The sequence below is a fragment of the Bacillus mojavensis genome (assembly GCF_012648005.1).
Lineage (GTDB): Bacteria > Bacillota > Bacilli > Bacillales > Bacillaceae > Bacillus > Bacillus mojavensis.
Window position 1 is genome coordinate 2,778,532 of sequence record NZ_CP051464.1, and the last position, 17,994, is coordinate 2,796,525.

Annotated in this window: 14 protein-coding genes; 1 reads left to right on the forward strand and 13 read right to left on the reverse strand. The window is 44.3% G+C overall.

Annotated features, from left to right (window positions below):
- Positions 1-16: 16 nt before the first annotated feature.
- From polA to HC660_RS14650, 7 genes are all read right to left on the reverse strand, one after another.
- Positions 17-2,659 carry a DNA polymerase I gene (gene polA, locus HC660_RS14620; RefSeq protein WP_168748507.1) on the reverse strand — a complete coding sequence of 881 codons (2,643 nt, stop codon included), beginning with the start codon at positions 2,657-2,659 and terminating at the stop codon, positions 17-19.
- Between the two features lie 249 nt (positions 2,660-2,908).
- Positions 2,909-4,648: a two-component system histidine kinase PnpS gene (gene pnpS / locus HC660_RS14625; protein ID WP_168748508.1), complete on the reverse strand. Its 1,740-nt coding sequence runs from the start codon at positions 4,646-4,648 to the stop codon at positions 2,909-2,911.
- Positions 4,641-5,363, reverse strand: coding sequence for a two-component system response regulator PhoP (phoP, locus tag HC660_RS14630; protein ID WP_010335269.1), 723 nt, complete (start codon positions 5,361-5,363; stop codon positions 4,641-4,643). The genes pnpS and phoP overlap by 8 nt, the downstream gene beginning before the upstream one ends.
- Before the next feature lie 225 nt (positions 5,364-5,588).
- Entirely contained in the window at positions 5,589-6,527 is a 939-nt protein-coding gene (mdh, locus tag HC660_RS14635) for a malate dehydrogenase (protein WP_010335270.1), read from the reverse strand.
- 43 nt (positions 6,528-6,570) lie between these two features.
- A complete protein-coding gene (gene icd, locus HC660_RS14640) occupies positions 6,571-7,842 on the reverse strand; it encodes an NADP-dependent isocitrate dehydrogenase (protein ID WP_010335271.1) in 1,272 nt (423 codons plus the stop codon).
- A 160-nt stretch (positions 7,843-8,002) separates the two neighbouring features.
- A complete protein-coding gene (gene citZ / locus HC660_RS14645; protein ID WP_010335272.1) occupies positions 8,003-9,121 on the reverse strand; it encodes a citrate synthase in 1,119 nt (372 codons plus the stop codon).
- A 331-nt stretch (positions 9,122-9,452) separates the two neighbouring features.
- A complete protein-coding gene (locus tag HC660_RS14650) occupies positions 9,453-9,917 on the reverse strand; it encodes a DUF441 domain-containing protein (RefSeq protein WP_010335274.1) in 465 nt (154 codons plus the stop codon).
- 95 nt (positions 9,918-10,012) lie between these two features.
- On the opposite strand from HC660_RS14650, the gene ytvI reads away from it, so the two are divergent.
- Positions 10,013-11,128 carry a sporulation integral membrane protein YtvI gene (gene ytvI / locus HC660_RS14655; protein ID WP_168748509.1) on the forward strand — a complete coding sequence of 372 codons (1,116 nt, stop codon included), beginning with the start codon at positions 10,013-10,015 and terminating at the stop codon, positions 11,126-11,128.
- Positions 11,129-11,159: 31 nt separating this feature from the next.
- Here ytvI and HC660_RS14660 read toward each other — a convergent pair whose 3' ends face one another.
- The 6 genes from HC660_RS14660 to ystJ all read right to left on the reverse strand — a co-directional run bounded on the left by HC660_RS14660 (position 11,160) and on the right by ystJ (position 17,986).
- The gene (locus HC660_RS14660) at positions 11,160-11,543 is read right to left on the reverse strand and encodes an FxsA family protein (protein WP_024122457.1); all 384 of its coding nucleotides are present in this window, start codon (positions 11,541-11,543) and stop codon (positions 11,160-11,162) included.
- Between the two features lie 96 nt (positions 11,544-11,639).
- The gene (gene pyk, locus HC660_RS14665) at positions 11,640-13,397 is read right to left on the reverse strand and encodes a pyruvate kinase (protein ID WP_010335277.1); all 1,758 of its coding nucleotides are present in this window, start codon (positions 13,395-13,397) and stop codon (positions 11,640-11,642) included.
- 43 nt (positions 13,398-13,440) lie between these two features.
- A complete protein-coding gene (gene pfkA, locus HC660_RS14670) occupies positions 13,441-14,400 on the reverse strand; it encodes a 6-phosphofructokinase (protein ID WP_010335278.1) in 960 nt (319 codons plus the stop codon).
- Positions 14,401-14,585: 185 nt separating this feature from the next.
- Positions 14,586-15,563: an acetyl-CoA carboxylase carboxyl transferase subunit alpha gene (accA, locus tag HC660_RS14675; protein WP_010335279.1), complete on the reverse strand. Its 978-nt coding sequence runs from the start codon at positions 15,561-15,563 to the stop codon at positions 14,586-14,588.
- On the reverse strand, positions 15,548-16,420 hold the full coding sequence (gene accD, locus HC660_RS14680) for an acetyl-CoA carboxylase, carboxyltransferase subunit beta (protein WP_010335280.1): 873 nt from the start codon (positions 16,418-16,420) through the stop codon (positions 15,548-15,550). Before accD ends, accA begins: the two co-directional genes overlap by 16 nt.
- A gap of 333 nt (positions 16,421-16,753) precedes the next feature.
- On the reverse strand, positions 16,754-17,986 hold the full coding sequence (gene ystJ, locus HC660_RS14685) for an NADP-dependent malic enzyme (RefSeq protein ID WP_168748510.1): 1,233 nt from the start codon (positions 17,984-17,986) through the stop codon (positions 16,754-16,756).
- Positions 17,987-17,994 lie beyond the last annotated feature (8 nt).

Genomic DNA, 17,994 nt, shown 5'->3' on the forward strand with positions numbered 1-17,994 from the left:
CTTCCTTTATCTCTGTTTATTTCGCATCGTACCAGGATGGGCCTGAAGCAAAGTCCACCTTTAACGGCACATCTAATGCAAGCGCATGCTCCATCACTTCTGGAACAAGCTTTTCAAGTATTTCAATTTCTTCCTTCGGCGCTTCAAAAATCAGTTCATCGTGCACTTGAAGCAGCAACCTTGTCTTCAGCTGCTTTTCTTTCAGCTTGGCTGCCATATCAATCATGGCTTTTTTAATAATATCCGCGGCACTTCCTTGAATTGGTGTATTCATTGCCGTCCGCTCCGCAAAGCTGCGGATATTAAAGTTTCGGCTCGTCAGTTCAGGGATATAGCGGCGGCGATGCAGCAGCGTGGTTACGTAGCCTTTTTGCTTCGCGTCCTGCACCGAGTCCTCCATATACGCTTTGACACCCTTGAAGCTTTCCAAATATCGGTCGATGAATGCCCCGGCTTCTTTCCTCGTAATGCCGAGATTCTGTGAAAGCCCGTAATCACTGATGCCGTATACGATCCCGAAGTTGACCGCTTTCGCCTGGCGTCTCATCGCCGATGTCACTTCATCCTCAGCGACATGGAACACATCCATTGCTGTTTTTGTGTGAATATCCATATCGTTTGTAAAGGCTTCGATCAAATTTTCATCCTTTGAAATGTGGGCAAGCACCCGCAGCTCGATTTGCGAGTAATCAGCCGCAAAAATGAGCCAGTCTTTTTCAGACGGAACAAAGGCCTGGCGGATCTTGCGCCCTTCCTCAAGCCTGATCGGTATGTTTTGCAGGTTTGGATCAGTCGAGCTGAGGCGCCCTGTTTGCGTTAAGGCTTGGTTAAAGCGTGTATGCACCTTGTGTGTATCTTTTTTTGTCACCTTTAAAAGCCCTTCGATGTATGTCGATTGCAGCTTGCCGATTTGTCTGTACTGTAAAATATAGTCGACAATATCATGTTTGTCAGCCAGCTTTTCAAGCACATCAGCAGATGTTGAATAGCCTGTTTTCGTTTTCTTCACAACTGGCAGGCCGATCTTTTCAAACAATATGACACCGAGCTGTTTAGGAGAATTGATATTAAACGGTTCGCCCGCAATCTCATGAATTTTTTCTTCATATTCCTTCAGCTTGGCGCTCAGTTCTTCTCCCATTCGTTTTAAGCGGTCAACATCAACCTTAACGCCTGTTGATTCCATTTCTCCGAGAATAAGCGCCAGCGGCATTTCCAGCTCCTCAAACAGCTCAAGCTGATCGTTGTTGTCCAGCTCCTGAACGAGCTTTTCCCGGAGGCTTTGAATGGCTAAAGCCTTTCTGACGAGATGCTCAGACAGTTCGCCTTCTGCCGGCACAGCGCGTTTTGCTCCCTTGCCGTAAACTGATTCATCACTTGAAACGATATGCAAGCCGTAATCCTTAGCCACACTGGCAACGTCGTCATACGAATTGCCCGGATTAATGATATAAGCGGCAAGAACCGTATCAAACTCCGCACCTTTCAGCTCAATGCCCTGCCAGCGCAAAGCCACGACAGCCCGCTTGCTGTCAAAGACCCATTTTTTCTGATCGTCATTTTCCACCCATTCTTTAAACACATCAGACTCGACAGCAACGTCTTTTGGAATAAAGTAGGCTCCCGTTTCGTTCACTATCGAAAATCCGAGAATTGGCACTTCATGATAATTATCGCCAATCTGTTCAACGACAAATGAAGATGGAGAAACCAATATATCGCTAGTCACGTCGGTGACTGTTTTAACATCAATTTCTTCTAAGGACTGATCTTGCTCCGCCTCTACACCGTCTTCCCCGAGCCGTTCAAGAAGCGTATTGAACCCAAGGTCCTTAAAGATGGCAATGACCTGTTCACGATTAAAGCCTTGATATTCCAGGCCCGAAACGGATACCTCAATCGGCGCATCGGTCATAATTGTCGCCAATTCCTTGCTCATCAAGGCCTGATCCTTAAATTCTTCAAGCTTTTCCTTGAGTTTTTTTCCGCTTACCTCATCAATTGATTCGAGCAGCTTTTCAACAGAATGGAATTGCTTTAACAGCTTAATCGCGGTTTTTTCCCCGACACCCGGCACACCCGGGATGTTGTCAGAGGAATCCCCCATTAAACCCTTCATATCAATAATTTGGTCAGGCGTGAGTCCGTATTTCTCCTGGACGTGCTCTGGTGTGTAAAACTCAACATCGGTAATTCCTTTTCTCGTAATGGCAACCGTCGTCTGATCTGTTGCCAGCTGGGTTAAATCCTTATCTCCCGAGAAAACCTTTACCTCAAAGCCTTCCTTTTCAGCCGATTTCGCGAGTGTGCCGATAATGTCGTCAGCTTCGTATTGTTCCAGTTCGTAGCGGCTGATTTGATAGGCATCAAGCAGCTCGCGGATAAACGGCATTTGTTCTGAAAGCTCAGGCGGGGTTTTCTGTCTTCCGCCTTTATACTCTTTAAATGTGCCGTGACGAAACGTCGTTTTCCCGGCATCAAACGCAACCAGCATATGCGTCGGCTTTTCATCCTCAAGCATTTTCATCAAAATCATCGCAAAACCGTAAACTGCATTTGTATGAATTCCTTTATCATTGCTTAACAGCGGCAATGCGAAAAACGCCCGGTAAGCCAGACTGTTTCCGTCTACAAGCACTAATTTTTTTCGTTCCGTCATTCAATATCCTCCTAAGAAGCAACAGCTCCTGCTTCCATTCATCTTATAATAATAGTCTATAGCTTCTCTTATTTTAACAAAGTTCAATTTGAAAGGAAAATACGCGAACCGATGAGAACACACAAAAAAGGACGGGAACACAAAAAGGTTCCCGCCGTCAAAATTGGCTCCTTGGATGAAGGGGTTCTACTACATCCTACCAGCATAGGTTTAACAGTGCATGAAGATATTGTTAAAGCTTTGTAAACATTAGACAGGCTTTTCAGCAGCCCGCTTCAGCGTCACAGTAAACACAGTACCGCGGCCCGGCTCGCTAGTCACATCGATTTTTCCTTCATGAGCCTCTATTAAATGCTTTACAATTGCAAGACCGAGACCGGTCCCTCCCGAGTTTCTGCTTCTATCTTTATCAACGCGGTAAAACCGTTCAAAGATGCGGGGAATTTCTTCTTTCTGGATGCCGATCCCGGTATCGGAAACTTCAATCTGAATCTCTGTTTCACCAGGCTTGACATTGATAGCTACCGATCCCTTCTCCGGTGTATAGGTTAATGCATTGTTTACGAGATTCAAAAACACCTGTTTTAGCCGGTACGGGTCGCCCGCTACATAGAGAGGGTCTTTCGGAACGTTCAGCTGTAAAGAGATACCTTTCTCCGTCGCTTTATGCTTAAGCAGCGTCTCAATATCAGCCAGCATTTTCGCTGCATCGAACGTTTCGATGCTGAGCGTAAAGTTTTGCTGCTCAATCTTAGAAAGATCTAGCAAATCCTGCACCAATGATTGAAGCCTTTTGCTTTCTTTTAAAATAATCGAGAGAAATTCTGAAAGCGCCTCTTTATCCTCCATCGCCCCGTCTAATAGCGTTTCCGTAAATCCTTTGATCGATGTAATCGGTGTTTTCAGCTCATGAGAAACGTTGGCCACAAAATCTTTTCTCATCTGCTCTAATTTTTTCGTTTCCGTCATGTCATGAAAAACGAGCACGATCCCTTTCCATTCATCATCCGGCCCCATAATAGGAACGCCGTCCACTTCAAAATAACGCCTTTCAATTTTGATCGGAAGTCTTAATAGCTTGCATTTCTTCGTCTCAGTCATAAAAATGTCTTCGACAAGCTGGATCACTTCTTCATGTTCAAATGCATCATGATAAAGACGGCGCAGCATCTGATTCGGATTGACATGAAACTGCTTCGCGTAAGACCTGTTGACGAGATTGATAAAACCTCTTCCATCAATCATAATCAGCCCGGAGCCGATGTTTTCAATCACAGTCAGCAGACGGTCGCGCTGCATTTCCTGCGTCCTCGTCATTTCCATTAGATCAACGGCAAGGCTGTTCATGGCACGGCCAAGTTTGTCAGAACGCCTGATATAACCGCCGTATGTACGGGCATCGTAATTCCCCTTGGACAGCTCTGTTGCCATGTTTGTGGCTGCTTCAATAGATCTTTTGTAGCGAGAGGTCATATTAGAATAAAAGAAAACAATAATTATAAAAGCGGTACAAAGACTGGCTGTCAGCATGCCCCACATCTCGCCATTCAGACCTGAGCTTTCTTCACGGGAAGTAAGCAGCACATACCCCGTTTTTTCGCCTTTGCTCCTAAGCGAAAGCCCATAATAAAGCATATTCTCCTCTTTCGCGAGAACTCCCTCATGACCGGAGACAAGCGCCTGCACCTGCGAAGAATCCGCCGCGCTGCCGCCAGACCCGTACAGCACCTTTCCTTCTGTATCGATTACGGAGGCTTCTACATCAAGCGCACTGCCTGCATCTTTAATGACTTTCTCATTTGCCTGGTCATTCAGATTGCCGGCATCAAGCAGCGAAGCCATGTATTTGGCTTCCTTTTCAATGTGTTCCTCCGATTTTTTTTGATCAGAAGATTCAAAGAGCTGCTGTAAAAACAGCCCGAGTACACTAAACACCACAATCATACAGACAACGAGCACAGAAAAAAGGCGCACACGATATTTAATCATTCATTTTTGGCTCCTCCAATTTATACCCCAATCCCCTAATGGTTTTAATATAGATCGGTTTTTTTGTATTCGTTTCAATTTTGTCTCGAAGATGGCTGATATGCACATCAACAATTCTCGTATCTCCGGCAAAATCGTAATTCCAGACAGCGCTCAAAAGCAGATCTCTCGTCAGCACTCTGCCTTTATGTCTGCCTAAATACAAAAGCAGCTCAAATTCTTTCGGTGTCAGCTCAAGCTGATTTTCTTTAAAATAAGCTTCATAGTGATCGGGCAGGATCTTCAAATCGCCGATAACAATCTGTCCTTCGGTTTCCTCGTTTTTCATGTCATTAGAGGGTGCAGCCATTTCAGAACGCCTTAAAATAGCTTTTACTCTTGCATTGACTTCTCGAGGACTGAAAGGCTTGGTCATATAATCATCAGCACCAAGCTCAAGCCCTAATACTTTGTCAAATTCTTCATCCTTCGCAGTCAGCATTAAAATAGGAAACATGAGTTTTTGCTGTCTCAGCTGCTTGCATACTTCAATTCCATCCAGCTTTGGAAGCATCACATCTAGCACAATCAAATCAGGATTTTCTGTTTCCGCCCTTTTGAGTGCTTCTTCTCCATCCGAAGCAGTAATAACCTCATAGCCTGACCGCTCCAAATTGTACTGCAAAAGTGTAACGATAGATTCTTCATCATCCACAACTAAAATTTTCTTGTTCATGCTGTGCCTCCAGTATCTTAATTCCCCGACATCCTATTTCTCTATTTTATGTCATCTTACCATGTTTCATGATTTTATTTTATCGAAAGCCGGACATTCCGACAATTCGCCTTTTACATCATTTTAAAAGAAAAATACAAGAGGCAGCTGAGGAATAAAGGGAAGCGCTTTCATTTGTAATAAAAAGAGAAAGGCTTCGATTAAATCAGCCTTTCTCTTTTTATTTTAGGATAATACTTTCATCACATTTTTGACAGATTCAACTGATTTATTCAGCTGTTCTTTTTCGTACTCTGTCAATTCAAGCTCAATGATTTGTTCAAGTCCGTTTCCGCCAACAATTGTCGGAACACCAAGGTAAATGCCTTCATAGCCGTATTCCCCTTCAAGATAAGCAATTGTCGGAAGGACGCGGCGCTGATCTTTTAAGATCGCTTCGATCATTTCTGTCAGAGAAGCCGCAGGCGCATAATACGCGCTTCCGTTTCCTAAAAGATTCACGATCTCGCCGCCGCCTTTTCTTGTGCGCTCCACAATGGCGTCAATCCGGTCTTTTGGAATGAGGGTTTCAAGCGGGATACCGCCAGCATAAGAATAACGTACAAGCGGCACCATATCGTCACCGTGTCCGCCGAGAACAAAACCAGTCACATCTTTCACTGACAAGTTTAATTCCTCCGCCACAAACGTTCTGAATCTTGCCGTATCAAGCACACCTGATTGGCCGATTACGCGCTCTTTCGGGAAGCCAGACTCTTTATATACTGCGTATGTCATTGCATCAACAGGGTTTGTCAAAACCACAATGATAGAGTCAGGAGAATATTTCACGATTTCTCGTGTAACGCTTCTCATAATTTTTTCGTTTGTAGAGACTAGATCATCCCTGCTCATACCAGGTTTTCTTGCGATACCGGCTGTAATGACAACAATGTCAGAACCCGCGGTATCCTCATAATTAGATGTACCCGTAATTTTCGCGTCAAAGCCTTGTACCGGGCTGGCTTCCAGCATATCAAGGGCTTTTCCTTTCGTTGGGTTCTCCAATTGCGGGATATCAACGAGAACAACGTCCGCCAGCTCTTTTTGAGCGGTTAAGAAAGCTGTTGTCGCTCCGGTAAAACCTGCTCCGATAACAGAAACTTTTTTACGAGTATTTCCCATGTCTCTCTTCTCCTTTATGGCTAATTTTAGGCTTTTTCCTAGCTTAGTCCATGTTTTTAATTAATTCTTCTCCGAACTCTGAACATTTAACTTCAGTCGCGCCGTCCATTAATCTGGCAAAATCGTAAGTTACGACTTTAGAAGCGATTGTTTTTTCCATAGATGTAATGATTAAATCAGCCGCTTCATTCCATCCTAAATGCTCAAGAAGCAGCACACCTGAAAGAATAACTGAAGATGGGTTTACCTTATCAAGTCCGGCGTATTTAGGAGCCGTTCCATGTGTCGCCTCGAAAATCGCATGTCCTGTTTCGTAGTTGATGTTCGCACCAGGAGCAATACCGATTCCGCCTACTTGCGCCGCAAGAGCGTCAGAAATATAGTCTCCGTTAAGATTCATTGTTGCAACAACATCAAATTCGCTTGGACGTGTCAGGATCTGCTGAAGGAAAATATCAGCAATGCTGTCTTTGATAATGATTTTGCCTGCTGCTTCTGCTTCGCTTTGCGCTTTATTAGCGGCGTCTTTTCCGTCTTTTTCAGCAATGCGGTCATATTCAGCCCATGTGAAGACTTTTTCGCCGTATTCTCTCTCTGCAAGCTCATAGCCCCAGTTTTTGAAGGCGCCTTCCGTGAACTTCATGATGTTTCCTTTGTGTACAAGCGTTACAGACTTGCGGCCGTGCTCAATCGCATAATCAATTGCCGCTCTGACCAGACGGCTTGTTCCTTCTTCAGAAACAGGCTTAATACCGATACCTGACGTTTCAGGGAAACGAATTTTGTTGACATTCAATTCATTTTGCAGGAAACTGATGAGCTTTTGCACTTCTTCAGAGCCTTTTGCGTACTCGATGCCTGCGTAAATATCTTCTGTATTTTCACGGAAGATGACCATGTCAGTATCTTCAGGGCGTTTTACCGGAGACGGCACTCCAGTAAAATATCTTACCGGTCTCAGGCAAACGAATAGGTCAAGCTCTTGTCTTAGCGCTACGTTCAAAGAACGGATCCCGCCGCCGACAGGTGTCGTTAACGGGCCTTTAATCGCGATGAAATATTCGCGGATGACATCTAATGTTTCAGCAGGAAGCCACTCTCCTGTTTTATTATAAGCCTTTTCTCCGGCATAAACTTCTTTCCACGTAATTTTCTTTTCACCTTTATATGCTTTTTCTACTGCAGCTTCCAAAACTTTTGAAGCCGCATTCCAAATATCAGGACCGGTTCCGTCTCCTTCAATAAACGGGATAATCGGGTTGTTTGGTACGTTTAATACTCCATTAGAGACTGTAATTTTTTCACCTTGTGCCACAATAAAAACCTCCCAGTATGTAATTCATATTTAGAAAACATTTTATTTTTCTTATATAGAAAACAAAATGATTTTTCTCAACATTCTAAAGTGTAAACTATCTTTGATGTTCTGAACAAGAGGCTAACTTCATTACCATAAGCCAGCCTCCCATGGTTCTTTAGGCTCTTTCTTCAATCGGAACAAAAGTTTGTTTGTCAGGGCCTGTGTAATCTGCACGCGGGCGGATCAGGCGGTTATTGTCGTACTGCTCAAGGATATGAGCGAGCCAGCCGGACATTCTGCTCACAGCAAAAATCGGTGTAAACAGGTCATGGTCAATTCCGAGGCTGTGATAAACAGAAGCGGAATAAAAATCAACGTTAGGCGGAAGCTTTTTTTCTGATGTCACGATTTCTTCGATGCGAATCGACATGTCATACCATTTGCTTTCGCCGGTCAGGTTGGTCAGGCGTTTACTCATTTCTTTTAAATGTTTGGCGCGTGGATCGCCATGCTTATAAACGCGATGGCCGAAGCCCATTATTTTTTCTTTCTTTTCCATCTTGGCGCGAACGAAAGGCTCGACATTCTCCACTTCGCCAATCTCTGTCAGCATTTTCATGACGCCTTCGTTTGCTCCGCCGTGAAGCGGGCCCTTCAGTGCGCCGATTGCGGCAGTAATGCCTGAATAGATATCAGAAAGTGTTGCGACGCAGACCCTTGCTGTGAACGTTGACGCGTTCAGCTCATGGTCGGCATGTAAAATCAGCGCTTTGTTGAAAGCTTCAACCTCAATTGGCGAAGGCTCTTCACCGTTTAATGTGTAGAGAAAATTCTCGGCAATGCCGTAGTCTTCTCTTGGTTCAACAGGCTCAAGACCTTTGCGGATTCTGGAAAACGCTGCAACCAGACCAGGCACCTTTGCCTGAAGGCGGATCGCCTTTCTGTAGTTGGCTTCCGGGTTCATGGTATCAGCCTCGCTGTCAAGCAGGCCTAGTAAAGAAATCGCTGTCCGAAGAGCAGCCATGGGATGAACATTTTCGAGGGAATAAGATTTGAAGTGCTCAATAATTTCTTGCGGAACGGCAGCTTCTTTTGCTAACTGCTGTTTTAACTCATCAAGCTCTTTTTTGTTTGGCAGCCTTAAGTGCCAAAGTAAGTAAATGATTTCTTCAAAACTCGCATTCTCTGTCAAATCATCGATATCATACCCCACATATGTAAGGGTATCATCAATAATCGAACTAACAGATGATGTTGTTGCTACAACCCCTTCAAGACCGCGTGTCGCTGTCATATATAACATCTCCTTTTCAATAAATTTCCCCTTTAAGAGTGTTGTAAAAACATGAGGCTAACTTAAAAAGCATGTTGTAAGTATTTCTCCCCCCAAAAGAAAATGCTTACATTTTACAGCCTGCTGGTGCTGAAACCCTTTGCTTATGAAAGAACATAACAAATTCTTATAAGCTTTTTTAAGTTTGTGCCTATTCCTATTATAAACAATAATCAGACATTTGTTAAATGTTTACCTATAATTTTTTTTTTCATTTTATGATTTTCCCGAAAAAACGCCTTTATTTGCGGGTTTTCGGCATAAAAAAAAAGCGGCAGCAAGCCGCTTTTTTTTATGAAGTGAACAGTTTTACGAGCTGCATCGCAATATAAGCAATCCCCGCTCCGATCAGCGGACCCACTGCGACTCCGCCAAAAAGCGCGACTGCAAGTATGGTTCCGATGACAAGAGCAGTGGTTATGTGAGGGTCATTTTCCAGCAGGGTCAAGCCATTTTTGGCAATCAGCGCAACGGCAATTCCCGCCCCCAATGCAATCCATGCATAAGAAGAACGCATTGCCTCACCAAGCTGTTTAAATCCAATCTCTCCTGTGGCGATTGGTACAAGAACAGCTATTGTGATAACGGTCACGCCCCAGTTGATGCCTTTTGACTGGATAGTCGGAAAAAATTTTTGGTCAAGTCCTACGATTTTGATGATCAAAAGGACGGATACAGCAAAAAGCAGCGATTGATTTTTTGCGATAAGTGCAATAGCCAAGAGTAATATTAAAAATAAATTCGCTTGTGTAAACATGCGTCATCCCTCCTTTAAAATGAATGTATTCATATTCAGCCGGACCGTGAATAAACATAACAATAGGACATGCTGACGAGAGGAGGATCGTTTTTGTGAATCAATCCTATATCACTATTTTTTTCCGAACCCTCTTTGTCGTGTCGCTTACCGCAGGATCGGCAGCTGCTGTTTATTATTCATTTCCGTTAACATATCCGTTCCTCATTGCCCTTATTCTTTCAACAGCGATTCACCCTGTTGTAGACTACTTGGACAAGGTGACCGGATTCCCGCGAACTTTAAATGTCATCGGCGTGCTTGCCTTTTTTCTGCTGGCAGCGTTCGGTGTGCTGACCATTGTGGTAGCAGAAATTGTTACAGGAACCGCGTATCTTGCAAAAACCCTTCCGCCTCATATCAGCACGTTTATCTCTTATTGTGAAGAGCTGTTTACCACTCATATCCAGCCGCTCTATCACGAACTGACAGTTTTATTTCATGAATTGGAGACCAACCAGCAGGCTTCCATCGTCACGCACATTCAGGCACTTGGAGACTCCGCTGCCAAAAATGCTGGACTGCTGCTGTCTCACATTCTGGAAATGATTCCGAAATTTTTCGCGCTGCTTCCGAATACCGCGGCTGTTTTGATATTTTCACTTCTTGCTACATTTTTTATGACAAAGGATTGGCACAAACTGAAAGCGATGCTCGTATCAGTGCTGCCCGATCGAATAACAGAAAACGGAAAGGCGATCAGCAGCGAGTTAAAAAAAGCAATGACCGGTTTTATTAAAGCGCAGGCTGTTCTTGTACTCCTTACAATGATTATTGTATTCTTTGGTCTTTCTCTCTTAAAGGTTGAGCATGCAGCAACGATTGCTTTTTTAATCGGACTAGTGGATCTTCTCCCGTATTTAGGAGCAGGATCCGTTTTTGTGCCGTGGATTTTGTATTTATCAATTACAGGCCAGCTTCCCCAAGCAATTGGAATTGGTGTTCTGTACCTTGTTGTACTTGTTCAGCGTCAGCTGACAGAGCCGAAAATATTAAGCAAATCAATCGGAATAGACCCGTTGGCAACACTCATTGCCCTTTTCGCCGGATTTAAATTGTTCGGATTTTTAGGATTGATTGCCGGTCCTGCTGTTCTCGTTGTCATACAGGCCTTTATTACAACAGGTGCCTTAAAAGAAATATGGTCCTACATCACGATCCAGCAAAAATAAAACAGCAGCCCATGATGCAGGCTGCCGTTTTTCATTTTATAATGATCCGCTTATTCTTCGACATGCCTCTCAGCCATTTGAACAGGATCGGCTTACACCAGCTGCGGGTGAACGGGATAAGCAGGCATGCGCCGGCCAGGTCTGATAAAAAGCCTGGAAGCATCAGCAAAAGGCCGCCAATAAAGATGCACAGGCCGTCAGCAATCGCTTCACCAGGCATCTTGCCATATTGAAGGTCACGCTGAACCTTGAAGTAAACTTCAGTTCCTTGTTTTTTGGCAGCTGCTGCCCCAATGATCCCGGTCAGAATCATCAAAAGGACTGTCGGAAGAATGCCGATCAGCTTGCCCGAAAATAGAAATATGCCGATTTCAATTGCCGGAAACACAATAAAAAGCAAAAATAAAAACCTCATCTCCAGCCCCCCACATGTGTAAAACGCCTTCGTTCAAAAATAGTGCCAAATAGAGAAAAAGGAAGGGAATACGCCCCCTTCCCTTTTCAGATGTGATTAAAGTACACTCGCACGGCCTTGGTAGACTGCTCCTCTAGAAGCATCAACCGTAATATCCTGGCCTTCTGTCAAAATGGATGTCGCATTTTCCAAACCAACAATAACCGGAATGCCGAGGCTTAATCCGACTACTGCAGCATGGCTTGTCAAGCCGCCCTCTTCTGTAATTAGAGCAGACGCTTTTTCAAGAGACGCGATCATGTCACGGTCAGTGCTAGTTGTAACCAAAACCGCGCCGTCAGTCATTTTTTGTTCGGCTTCTTTCGCGTTTTGCGCAATGACAACCGGACCGTAAGCTGATTTGCGTCCGATACCTTGGCCTTTAGCGATGATATTGCCGACAGTATGAACTTTCATCAAATTCGTTGTTCCTGACTCACCGACAGTGCCTGCTGTAATGACGATCAGATCACCATTTTTCACAATTCCGCTGTGTAATGATTTTTGCACAGCATCTTCCAGCATCTCATCAGTTGAGCTTGCATTTTGACCGCTTTCTGCGAAAACGCCGGATACAAGAGCGAGCTTTCTGGAAACAGACTCATTTACAGTCACAGCGACAATCGGTGCCTGCGGGCGGTATTTAGCAATCATACGCGCTGTATGGCCGCTTTCAGTCGGAGTCACAATCGCAGTAGCATTCAAGTTAATGGCTGTATGTGCAACAGATTGGCCAATTGCATCAGTAATCGTCATGCCTACTTGGTCTCTGCGTTTTGAAAGAATCTCTTTGTAATTCAGCGCCTCTTCAGAACGTGATGCGATATTGTGCATCGTTTGAACCGCTTCAACCGGATAGTTTCCGGCAGCTGTTTCACCAGAAAGCATGATTGCATCTGTGCCGTCGAAAATTGCGTTTGCGACGTCACTCGCTTCCGCACGAGTCGGACGCGGGTTGCGCTGCATGCTATCAAGCATTTGTGTGGCTGTAATAACCGGTTTGCCCAGTGCGTTGCATTTTTTGATCAGTTCTTTTTGCACAAGCGGCACTTCTTCAGCCGGAATCTCCACACCTAAGTCTCCGCGCGCAACCATTAAGCCGTCAGACACTTCGAGAATAGAATCGATGTTGTCTACGCCCTCTTGGTTTTCAATTTTAGGGATAATTTGAATATCCTGAGCGTTATGCTCCTCAAGAAGTTCACGGATTTCAAGCACGTCAGTAGAACGGCGTACAAAAGACGCAGCGATGAAATCTACCCCTTGCTCAATACCGAAAACGATGTCTCTCGCGTCTTTCTCAGTAATACCAGGAAGATTGACGCTGACACCCGGTACGTTAACGCCTTTTTTGTTTTTCAGTGTTCCGTTGTTTAGTACTTTTGTTTTGATTTCGCGTTTAGCGGCATTCACTTCAAGTACCTCAAGACCGATAAGTCCGTCATCTAAAAGAATCGTTGAGCCTTTTTCAACGTCCTCTACTAAACCTTCATACGTCACTGAAATTTTATCAGTTGTTCCAATTACCTCGTCCATTGAAACGATAAGCTCTTTGCCTGTTTCAAGCTCAATAGCACCGTTTTCCATTGTATGTGTACGGATTTCAGGGCCTTTTGTATCAAGCAGGATTCCAACGTTTTTGCCGAGCTTTTTGCTCGCTTCGCGGATATTTTTAATACGTGCTCCGTGCTCCTCAAAATCTCCGTGAGAAAAATTCAAACGAGCCACATTCATTCCTGACTCCATTAATTTCGTAAGCATTTCAATACTTTCACTTGCCGGACCGATGGTACAAACAATTTTTGTTTTTCTCAATTCGTTCACTTCCTTCTAAAATCTTCAGCCTTCTGCTGCAGTCTTAAATAGACAGTTCTTTTGAAAGCTGATACATGTTTTGCTCAACTGTGTGTTTTTTATCCAGTATTTCTATAATATCATGGTCTACAAGCTTATTGTTTTGTATACCTACACAGCGTCCGCCTTTTCCTTCAAGCAGCAGTTCAACCGCATACGCGCCAAGTCGGCTTGCCAGAACACGGTCAGCAGCACTTGGAGAACCGCCGCGCTGGATATGGCCTAATACCGATACCCTAGTTTCAAGATTTGTTTCTTCTTCAATGCGTTTCCCGAATTCAACACCGCTGCCTACCCCTTCGGCAACGATAATAATACTGTGTTTCTTCCCGCGCTCATGACCGCGTTTTAGTCGGGCAATGATTTCGTGCATGTCGTAATCAGCCTCAGGAATCAAGATTGATTCCGCACCGCCTGCAAGTCCGGCCCATAATGCAATATCTCCGGCGTGGCGGCCCATTACTTCGATCACATATGTACGTTCATGAGAAGTCGCTGTATCGCGAATCTTATCAATTGCGTCAATTACTGTATTTAAAGCTGTGTCGAAACCGATTGTAAAATCAGTACCCGGAATGTCATTATCAATTGTACCCGGTACACCTACACATGGAAACCCGTGCTCCGTTAATTTTTTCGCACCCATGTATGAGCCGTCTCCGCCGATAACGACAAGCCCTTCGATACCAAGCTTCTTCAAGTTTTCTATCCCTTTTTCACGGCCTTCAACCGTTTTGAATTCAGGACATCTTGCTGTATAAAGCTTTGTTCCTCCGCGATGAATAATATCACCTACAGAACCGAGCTCTAGCTTTTCAATCTTTCCGTTGATCAATCCTGAGTATCCGTTATAAATGCCGTAAACTTCAACGTCATGATAAATCGCTTTTCTGACAACTGCGCGAACTGCTGCATTCATTCCCGGGGAATCCCCGCCGCTCGTTAATACCCCTATACGTTTCATTCTCCATTCACCTCAGCAAACATATATGATTAAAACATAACATGATCATTGCCCTAAAAACAATGAAAAGGGATCTCCATCCTCCCTATGAAACCTTACCTATTATACAATTAAATAAATTGTTTTTAAATAAAATTTAAGGAATGTCACAAAAAATAAACGTGAGCCAAAGGCTTCACGTTTATTTAGTTTACCCCGATATATTGATCTTCAATCGATACTTTCCCAATTGCTTTGTATTTTTCATAGCGCTGCTGAATTAATTCTTCTTCATTCAGCTTCAGCAAAGTCTTTAACGATTGTGTAAGGGTTTCATCCATGTAGCTTGCCTGCAGCTTAATATCGTGGTGCGCTCCGCCTTTTACTTCTTTTATCATATGATCTATAATTCCTAATTCCTTTAAGTCTGGCGCAGTGATTTTCATGGTTTCCGCTGCTTTTTTGGCAAGACTGGAGTCCTTCCATAAGAGTGCCGCAGCACCTTCAGGAGAAATAACAGAATAAGTAGAGTTTTCTAGCATATGCAAGTGGTTGCCCACACCTAAACCCAGAGCTCCGCCGCTTCCGCCTTCGCCGATGACGATACAAATAACAGGCACTCTCAGGCCGGCCATTTCAAAGAGGTTTTTGGCAATTGCTTCGCTTTGTCCTCTTTCTTCAGCTGCTCGTCCAGGGTATGCCCCCTTCGTGTCAATAAAACAGATAATCGGTCTGTTAAATTTATCAGCCTGTTTCATCAGACGAAGCGCTTTACGATAGCCCTCAGGATGAGGCATTCCAAAGTTGCGGACAAGGTTTTCCTTCGTGTCTTTCCCGCGCTGATGACCGATAACTGTCACAGGCAGGCCGTGAAACTTGGCAATACCGCCGACAATGGCTTCATCGTCTCCGTACGCTCTGTCTCCGTGACATTCAAAAAAGTCTGTAAACAGGTATTGAATATAATCAAGTGTTGTCGGACGGTCCGGCAGACGCGCGATTTGAACCCGGTCCCAAGGCTTCAGATTTTTATAAATATCATCCTGAAGCTTAGCTAGACGGTCTTCGAGCCGTTCGATTTCTGCACTCAGATCCATTTCCGAATCCTGGGTGAATTTCTTCAATTCGGCGATTTTGGTTTGCAACTCAATCACCGGTTTTTCAAATTCTAATCTTGCAGCCACTCAATGTCACCTCCTGTTTGATGCATATCCAGCAGATTTTCTAACGTTTTTTTCATGTCGTCGCGGTGAATAACCGCATCAAGCTGTCCATGTTTTAATAAGAATTCCGCTGTTTGGAAGTCCTCCGGCAGTTTTTCGCCTATTGTCTGTTCGATAATCCTTCTTCCGGCAAAACCGATCAGCGCGCCAGGCTCCGCGAAATTGTAATCGCCAAGAGAAGCAAAGCTTGCAGATACCCCGCCGGTAGTCGGGTGCGTCATGACTGAGATAATGAGACCCTGTTCCTCACTGAATAATTTTAAGGCAGAGCTTGTCTTTGCCATTTGCATAAGGCTTAATATGCCTTCCTGCATCCTTGCACCGCCGGAAGCAGTAAAAATAATAAACGGAACTTTATCCGCTTTTGCTTTTTCAATCGCAAGCGTGATTTTTTCGCCGACGACAGAGCCCATGCTGCCCATTCGGAATGTAGAATCCATTACCGCAACAACAGCAGGAAATCCCCCGATCGTGCCCTTGCCTGTTACAACAGCCTCGTTTAAGGATGTTTTCTCGCGATCCTTTTCAAGCTTTTCCAGATATCCCGGGAAACCGAGCGGGTTTTCCGATAACATCCCCTGATTGAATTCTTCAAAGGACTTTTCATCCATCAAGCTTTCGATACGCTGTTTTGCGTTCATCGGGAAATGATAATCGCAGTTCATGCATACCCGCATATTTTTATCCAACTCTTTAGTGAGCATGATTTTTTTACACTTAGGACATTTTGTCATAATGCCTTCCGGAACATCGTGCTTCGCTTGTTCTGACGGTACGGAAGCATACTTTTTCTTTTTAGTGAATATATCCTTTAACAAATGATTACCTCCCTTTTGTGAAGGGTTCTCTTCACCGCATGCCATCCAGACAGATAGACTTGCTAATAACTTTACCGAAACTATTGTACTTTTTTTGTCAAACGCTGTCATCCTCAATTCGACAACTTTCTATCCGCAGAGGTGTGCGAACAGCTCATGGTAAACCTAAGAAGTCGTTGAAACAGCAAGGTTGGTAACGTATTCATAATTCATGTTAAACTCGGCTGAAATTTTTTTAAGACCTGACCCCAAAAAAATTTCAGCCGCAAGTTTAACTTGAGAACAGCGCGCCGGTCTCCGCCAACGCGCTGCCATTTTTGGAATGAATTAAAATTATTCGCCAATAATCGTAAGTTTCCTGGTTTTTTCTGCAACTTCTTCAGGATCTACAGTAATTCTTGCCACTCCTGTTTCCATCGCCGCTTTTGCCACAGCCTTAGCCACAGCAGGCGCAACACGTTTATCAAACGGTGCAGGGATGACGTACTCAGGGCTAAGCTCATCTTCTGATACGAGTGAAGCAATGGCTTCAACCGCTGCAATCTTCATTTCTTCGTTAATGTGAGTTGCGCGCACGTCAAGTGCTCCGCGGAAAATGCCCGGGAAGGCAAGCACATTGTTTACTTGGTTCGGGAAATCTGAACGGCCTGTTCCGATAACGCTCGCACCAGCTTCACGCGCATCTTCCGGCATAATTTCCGGATTCGGGTTTGCCATTGCGAAAATGATCGGATCTTTAGCCATGCTTTGTACCATTTCTTTTGTTAGTGCGCCTTCGACAGACACACCGATAAATACGTCAGCACCAGCGATCACATCTTTCAAAGAGCCGTCTTTACGGTCTTGGTTTGTGAATTTCGCCACTTCGTTTTTAACATCGTTCATACCGTTCGGACGCCCTTCATAAATGGCTCCTTTTGAATCGCACATCACGATGTCGCGCACGCCGAAATGGTAAAGAAGCTTGATGATCGCAATACCTGCAGCACCGGCTCCGTTAGCCACAACTTTAATGGAAGACATGGATTTTCCAGACAATTTCAGCGCGTTTACAAGGCCCGCTACTGTTACAATCGCTGTGCCGTGCTGATCATCATGGAAAACCGGGATGTTCGTTTCTTTTTTCAGACGCTCTTCAATGATGAAGCAGTTTGGCGCCGCAATATCTTCAAGGTTGACACCGCCAAATGTCGGTTCAAGCAATTTAACGGTTTCAACGATTTTATCAACATCATTTGTGCCCAAAGCAATTGGGAACGCGTCTACGCCGGCAAAGCTTTTGAAAAGAACGGCTTTACCTTCCATTACAGGGAGTGCGGCTTCAGGGCCGATATTTCCAAGGCCGAGCACAGCTGTACCGTCTGTCACAACTGCTACCATGTTCCCCTTCATTGTATAATCATATACTTTGTTAATGTCTTCATGAATATCCTTACATGGTTCTGCTACGCCCGGGGAATAAGCAAGACTTAAATCTTTCGCATTTTTAACCTCTACTTTAGATTTGGATTCGAGTTTTCCCTGGTTCACTTTATGCAGATGTAATGCTTCTTCTCTTAATGACATTCTCCTAA

What these genes read in the sequence shown, in the direction of transcription:
- polA (WP_168748507.1), bottom strand. Translation starts at nt 2,659, where the DNA reads ATGACGGAACGAAAAAAATTAGTGCTTGTAGACGGAAACAGTCTGGCT.
- pnpS (WP_168748508.1), bottom strand. Translation starts at nt 4,648, where the DNA reads ATGATTAAATATCGTGTGCGCCTTTTTTCTGTGCTCGTTGTCTGTATG.
- phoP (WP_010335269.1), bottom strand. Translation starts at nt 5,363, where the DNA reads ATGAACAAGAAAATTTTAGTTGTGGATGATGAAGAATCTATCGTTACA.
- mdh (WP_010335270.1), bottom strand. Translation starts at nt 6,527, where the DNA reads ATGGGAAATACTCGTAAAAAAGTTTCTGTTATCGGAGCAGGTTTTACC.
- citZ (WP_010335272.1), bottom strand. Translation starts at nt 9,121, where the DNA reads ATGACAGCGACACGCGGTCTTGAAGGGGTTGTAGCAACAACATCATCT.
- HC660_RS14650 (WP_010335274.1), bottom strand. Translation starts at nt 9,917, where the DNA reads ATGTTTACACAAGCGAATTTATTTTTAATATTACTCTTGGCTATTGCA.
- HC660_RS14660 (WP_024122457.1), bottom strand. Translation starts at nt 11,543, where the DNA reads ATGAGGTTTTTATTTTTGCTTTTTATTGTGTTTCCGGCAATTGAAATC.
- pfkA (WP_010335278.1), bottom strand. Translation starts at nt 14,400, where the DNA reads ATGAAACGTATAGGGGTATTAACGAGCGGCGGGGATTCCCCGGGAATG.
- ystJ (WP_168748510.1), bottom strand. Translation starts at nt 17,986, where the DNA reads ATGTCATTAAGAGAAGAAGCATTACATCTGCATAAAGTGAACCAGGGA.